This window comes from Vibrio sp. 10N.237.312.B06 (assembly GCF_041464685.1).
GTDB classification, from domain to species: domain Bacteria; phylum Pseudomonadota; class Gammaproteobacteria; order Enterobacterales; family Vibrionaceae; genus Vibrio; species Vibrio tasmaniensis_A.
This window is the reverse complement of sequence record NZ_JBFSPI010000150.1, coordinates 1-4,862: the sequence shown is the minus strand read 5'-3', so window position 1 is coordinate 4,862 and position 4,862 is coordinate 1. Positions and strand designations below refer to the sequence as shown.

Annotated in this window: 7 protein-coding genes and 1 pseudogene; all 8 read right to left on the bottom strand. The window is 40.9% G+C overall.

Going from position 1 to position 4,862, the window contains the following annotated elements; all coding sequences use genetic code 11:
- Nucleotides 1-53: 53 nt before the first annotated feature.
- A pseudogene (locus AB6C75_RS22725) lies at nt 54-641 on the bottom strand (MBL fold metallo-hydrolase); the annotation flags it as partial.
- 18 nt (nt 642-659) lie between these two features.
- Complete coding sequence (locus AB6C75_RS22720) at nt 660-1,148, bottom strand: N-acetyltransferase family protein (protein WP_372109381.1); 489 nt, start codon at nt 1,146-1,148, stop codon at nt 660-662.
- An 80-nt stretch (nt 1,149-1,228) separates the two neighbouring features.
- Nucleotides 1,229-1,846 carry an RraA family protein gene (locus AB6C75_RS22715; RefSeq protein WP_372109379.1) on the bottom strand — a complete coding sequence of 206 codons (618 nt, stop codon included), beginning with the start codon at nt 1,844-1,846 and terminating at the stop codon, nt 1,229-1,231.
- 61 nt (nt 1,847-1,907) lie between these two features.
- On the bottom strand, nt 1,908-2,384 hold the full coding sequence (locus tag AB6C75_RS22710; protein ID WP_372109377.1) for a GNAT family N-acetyltransferase: 477 nt from the start codon (nt 2,382-2,384) through the stop codon (nt 1,908-1,910).
- Nucleotides 2,385-2,600: 216 nt separating this feature from the next.
- Nucleotides 2,601-2,810, bottom strand: coding sequence for a DUF3955 domain-containing protein (locus tag AB6C75_RS22705; protein ID WP_372109375.1), 210 nt, complete (start codon nt 2,808-2,810; stop codon nt 2,601-2,603).
- Nucleotides 2,811-3,045: 235 nt separating this feature from the next.
- Entirely contained in the window at nt 3,046-3,297 is a 252-nt protein-coding gene (locus AB6C75_RS22700) for a hypothetical protein (RefSeq protein ID WP_017083586.1), read from the bottom strand.
- Between the two features lie 228 nt (nt 3,298-3,525).
- Complete coding sequence (locus AB6C75_RS22695) at nt 3,526-3,939, bottom strand: GFA family protein (RefSeq protein WP_372109373.1); 414 nt, start codon at nt 3,937-3,939, stop codon at nt 3,526-3,528.
- A gap of 426 nt (nt 3,940-4,365) precedes the next feature.
- Nucleotides 4,366-4,677, bottom strand: coding sequence for a GIY-YIG nuclease family protein (locus AB6C75_RS22690; RefSeq protein ID WP_372109371.1), 312 nt, complete (start codon nt 4,675-4,677; stop codon nt 4,366-4,368).
- Nucleotides 4,678-4,862: the final 185 nt, after the last annotated feature.

Below are 4,862 nucleotides of genomic sequence, written 5' to 3'. Positions count from 1 at the left end.
CAAGAGTATGGCTTGCGCTCGCTTTACTCTGCCGCGCAGCGGCTTCGTTCAACAACCATATTAAGAACGCCACTATGCGCACATCCCGTGAATATAACTAAACCATCTGGCTCTTTAATCACTAACAGTAATTCATGATCAAATGAGTCGCGCTCCCGTCGACTCTTAGACTGTGTATAAAGGTATTTATTACCCTTAGGTTGTTCGTGTTTCACGCTAATATCTGTGATAGCAAAGACATTTGGGGCGATCTCAGTCGTACGATTAACGAAGACTAACCGCTCGTTGCTGTTTTCTAGTAAGTCCGGATTGATCCCGACATCACTTTTAAAACCGAAAGCCCGAAAATGGTAGTTTTTCTGTTCGCAATTTTTGAGAAACACTTTGCCTTTAGAGTTATGAGCAACAAAATCAGCGGTGCCATTACAATGATCATGATGCCTGTGTGATATGACAGCGAGGTCTACATCTTTGATATCAATACCCAGTAATGGTGCGTTTTGACAAAACGTATCGCCACTTCCCATATCGAACAAGATCTTTAGCGATTCAGTTTCAATATGCAGTGATAGTCCGCGCTCAACGGCTAAATCTTTCCTATTATCCAGTCGAGAGTTATCAACCAGCGTCGTTATTTTCATAGTTCTCTTTTTATGTGATCACGAGTCGGATATTGTCCAACGGAAATAAGGTCTTTGACCATCCATTCGCTCAACCTCTGCACCCAACCTTTTGTAGAAATCATGCGCTTTCTTATTATGTGGACTTGCCGTCCATGAGATGTGAGAGGCATATGATGACTCCGCTTGTGACTTTAAAGCCAACATAAGTTCACGGCCATACCCTTTTGATCTTTGATTTCCTGTAACCAATAGGTCGTCAAGCCAGATTGATGGCTCTCCACTGAAGGATGAATATCGATAGTGATACAGTGCGAAGCCAAAAGGCTCACAATTCCGTTCCAATATTAATGCATGGGCAAATGCGTACTCACCAAATAGTGTACGTTCGATTTTCTCTATAGTTGTCGAGATTTCACCAACAAACCCTTTCATACTCCGGTCAAAGTCGGCTTTTTGTTCAATAAACTCTAACAAGACACTTGAGTCTTCTTTCGTCGCAGTCCTTACGATCACTCTCTTCTCCATGGATGAATTTATTCGTTGTCGCCTAACGCCTGTTAATTGATGCAAAAGGCCACGCGTTACAAATCAACTTGCTGCACCAATTAAGATTTTTGTTTCGCAGACGTTATTGCTTGGGCTATTTTGGCCCTATGGTTTATTTCCCACTCAGCGAGTGTTAATGACGCCTCTTTACTTGCTTTCTGTGAAGCTATTAAAAACACTTCGTCTTTTCTGGATTTAGGAATAACGACAATACCTTCTGCATCAGCAACAATGATATCTCCCGTAGAGACCTTTGCTCCCCCGCAAGTGATTGGAGCGCCCAATTCAGAATAGATCTCTTTCTTTCCCGGAACTGGATGAACACCTTTCGCAAAAACTGGAAACTTCATATCTGAAATTTCAGTCAAATCTCGAATGACACCATCAATAATAAAGCCTTTGATACCTCGACTCTTCGCGACTGCGCATACATTACCACCAGCTACTGCATATTCGCTATCAACTCCATCCACTACAATGATGGAACCTTCAGGTGCTTCGTATATGGCTGAATGAAGCATTAAATTATCACCAGACGTTAACTGGACAGTAAATGCCTCTCCAAAAATTCTGGGTATTCCCTGCCAAAGAGGACCAATATTAAAGTTAATAAAGTAGTCGTTGCTTAGTATGTTTCCGTACTCGGTTGTCGCTAATTTAGAAAAATCTGACATCATATTTACTCTCCATGTTTGAATGAAACCTGCCGGTCTATGTATGTTGCTTGATATGTTGAGGCTATCCGCTTAGTTTCTTAGACATATTGAAACCGGTAACCTCAAAGCCAACTTCTTTATACAACTTAAGCGCGCGCTCATTATGGTATGCGACCCTCAGTTTTATTTGATTGATACCAATAGCAAGTAGTTGGGTCTCTAACGCAGAAATTGATTGAGTACCATAACCTTGACCTCGATGATCATTCGAGATGAAGAAGTCATAGATAAACGTAGATTTATCCCCAATATTTACTGAGTGCCAAAGGTAACCCACAAGCTTACGTTCACCATCGACTTCAACATCAATGCATAATAGCGAATGCTCATTGCCCTCTAGTCCGTTAGGGAAGCTGCGATGCAAGTCCTTCTTTGCCAATTCGACTGCAACGTCTAAAGAATACCCATAGTTTCTAGCTATTTCCTGACTGTAATCGTCAATAAAATACTGACAATAAGCTGGATATTCGTCTTGGCGCATTCCTCTAAGTACTACCATGTTCATCCTTTATAAACGTTGAATTCAATTAGTAACATAACGCCCGCTTGAGCAGATTACAACGCTACCAATACTCTCAAATTTAACACCTAACCCACTGAAGTTAAACGAGTGGGAACACGAATACCGCCGCATGCCAAAATGCCAAGCGTACCGAATCACGCCTAAGTTGTTTGTGATGACAAAACATCTTCGTTTAACCGCAACTTTACTTGTCTACTGACACTTTCTATGTCTAACGAAGGTTAAAACCAAAGCCACCAACGCAAGTAGCTCAAAAAGCCAAAATAGAGGAATAAGCCCGAATGGCTCAACCAACACACCATTTTCATCTACGTATGAACCTATGGTGTTATAAGCAATGAAACACAAAAGGCCACTAACGCAGAAAAGAAAGCTGATTTTATACTTACGGAGAAAATTCATCGGAGCCTCAACATTTGAATATCTAAAATATCAGACACTTTGTAAGAGAACATGGTTCACTCGGATAGGCATAATTGGATAGACGAGTTATCGCCGCTTGAAGTGACTGACATCGCGATCACCTCACCTCAACCATTGTGCCGAAAACACTAAAATTGATTCGAGCTGGAAATGCCAAGCGTTTAACATCACTCTTATATACCGATATGGATAATAGACACTTGTTATGTGCTTTTTATTGAGGCTTATCTTCTGGGTTATCACGATACCAGGCTTCGAGCAGTTCCCGACCATAGATGACTTCTGTCTGCATATGCATGTAAAGAAGGAATGCAGCTAATAGAAAACTAACTCCGTTCAACCACCTTAATGCTTGTTTACGTTCTGCATCATAGAAAAACATACTGACACCAACAAGCAAGAAAGGATAACAACCTATAAGAAGTAACAACCAGCCAAGGTAACTTGATATTGCCATATCCGTCATTTACGCCCCCTCAGAGCCATTAGAAAACTCATTGTATATTAGAGTAACTATTCAGCTATTAGGAGTTCACATAATCGAGTTTCGAGGCACTTCAAGTTGGGGGTTGAGCTGGGATGTTAGGCGTGAGCACCACCTAACCGAAACCATTACACCGCAAACACAAAACTCGACCGAAACTAAAAAATGCCGAGCGTTGTGAATTAGTCTTAAGCTAATAAAAACTAAGTGCTACTCTACACTTTCAAAGTGGGCAAATACTTCTGCGCCAATCATATTTTGTGTTTCATTTTTAAATTCGTAGTATTCGGGCTTTTCATCGATGAATATTTGATGAGTTAACTTGTAGTCATCCCCAGACACCAATAACCCGACAGGAAGATGATACTGATTATTTGGCACTAAAAAGTAAAACAAGTGAGTACCACATTTACCGCAGAACCCTCTCTCAGCCCAATCGGATGACTTATATCTCACTACATTTGGTTCACCTGATATTTTAACGGAATCAGCACAATCAATGACTAACATCGGCCCGCCAGACCAATTTCTACACATACTACAATGACAAGCCCCCAATTCATTACTGGCGTACTCTACTTCCAACTCAACCGAGCCACATAGGCACTTTCCTTTACCTTTCATGAATCCTCCAATCTTTGCAATGTGTGTAACAATAATAGCGGATAACGCTTTTTATACCGATGACTTAATAAGAAAAGGCTATTTTTTGTTCCCCTTCTCCGACAGATACGCAGCGTACTCTTTAGAGATCCATTTATGAATATGAAGCCCTGTTTTACGAAAGAGATACCAATCTATAGCAGCTAAAATCACCAAACCGATTACAGTTCCCATTACAAAACCTCCATGCTCATTGAAATGTCACTCTAGCAAATGGTTAAGAAAAGCACCGTGAACCTAAACTAGATATGGATAGTTACTTTAACTCAGGAAGAATTGCAGGAATATGATGCCCGCTTAAGTGGTGAGCAACGTAATACCACCTTAAACACTAAGCGCAACGCACAGTAAAAATGCCATGCATTGTGAATCTTATTAAATTTATTCTTAGGTATTTTTCCTATAGATAGCGCCTTGCTCTTCATACCAAGCGGCTACAGTCTTCCAACAAACCTGAAACCACTCCTTTTGAAACAAGTATTGACTAAACTGTTCGTGACCAGCTTTTTCAGCTCGTCTGGCTTGCTGGATTGATTCATACTCAAATACGGCTGAAAGAACCAAACTTCTTGGATTGCCACGTTTAAGATTCGCATTCATTCTCCACTCAGGAGGATTCTTGCTGTGGCCAATTTTAACCCACGGTCTTACGACCTCTCCTTCAAATGCTTCTTCAGTAATCAGGTAAACAAATGCCATAATACTCTCAAAATACGTAACACCCTGTTAAAGTGTGATCAACGCAATGCCGAAGCTTCCGCATACTACCTTAAACACAAAACACAATGCATAGTAAAAATACCAAGCGTTGCGAATAACTATTAAATGCTTTGTTGAACGAAGCCGCTGCGCGGCAGAGTAAAGCGAGCGCAAGCCATACTCTT